The organism is Pantoea sp. Morm (assembly GCF_016643525.1).
GTDB classification, from domain to species: domain Bacteria; phylum Pseudomonadota; class Gammaproteobacteria; order Enterobacterales; family Enterobacteriaceae; genus Pantoea; species Pantoea dispersa.
In genome coordinates this window covers 1-810 of sequence record NZ_VOQX01000268.1, presented here as the reverse complement: position 1 = coordinate 810, position 810 = coordinate 1, and the positions used below count along the sequence as shown (strand labels likewise).

Below are 810 nucleotides of genomic sequence, written 5' to 3'. Positions count from 1 at the left end.
CTGAATCACCCCCTCTTCAGCGACATGCTGGCGCATCACCTCGGCCGCTTCGCTACGACGAGACACGCCCGCCGCTGTCACGGCGCGGATACCGGCGAAGATTTCATCGTGGCGGCGGGTTTGGTAATCCACGGGCGCGATATCGATCAGCACCATCTTCTCAATACGCTCGGGGGCCACAGCGCTCAGTGCCATGGCGATCTTACCGCCCATCGAGTGGCCTATCACGCCAGCGCGTTCAATCTGGTGTGCATCCAGCGTCTCCACGATATCTTGCGCCATGGCGTGATAATTCATCACCTCACTGCGCTCAGATAAACCATGGTTGCGTACGTCCACTTGCAACGTGGGGCGAGCATCCCGTACGCCGCGTGCCAGCACGCCAAGGTTATCCAGGCTACCAAAAAGGCCATGAATTAACAGAATAGGGGGGGCTTCAGGGGTAGATTGTTCAGTTTGCAGACGGGCGTTCAAAATCATGGCTAAAGTTCTTACGGTTGTGACCTTGGCTTAGGGTATCATGGATTCACCTGTCCAGGAGCCAGCCGGCCAGGCATTAGGGCATATTCCGACTTTTGCCCTGAAACGACGCCAGCGCTATCGGCTGCCACGGATTTAACTTTATAATCCTTATGTTAGAGCCCGCTCACGTTTTGCACAGCTCGATTTTGCTAAGGCCGTTGCAATAATGCGTGGTTCTGTCATTTGCCAGAATTGTACGGAATAAGATGAAAACGATTGAAGTTGACGAAGAACTCTACCGTTATATTGCCAGCCACACGCAGCACATTGGTGAAAGCGCCTCTGATA

At 54.0% G+C, this 810-nt stretch carries 1 protein-coding gene and 1 pseudogene; one reads left to right on the top strand and one right to left on the bottom strand.

Annotated features, from left to right (window positions below; genetic code table 11):
- On the bottom strand, positions 1-480 hold a 480-nt coding region (locus tag FT726_RS27465; protein WP_346303865.1), incomplete at its 3' end, for an alpha/beta fold hydrolase.
- Positions 481-728: 248 nt separating this feature from the next.
- Here FT726_RS27465 and FT726_RS27460 point away from each other — a divergent pair.
- Positions 729-810, top strand: a pseudogene (locus FT726_RS27460) (hypothetical protein); the annotation flags it as partial.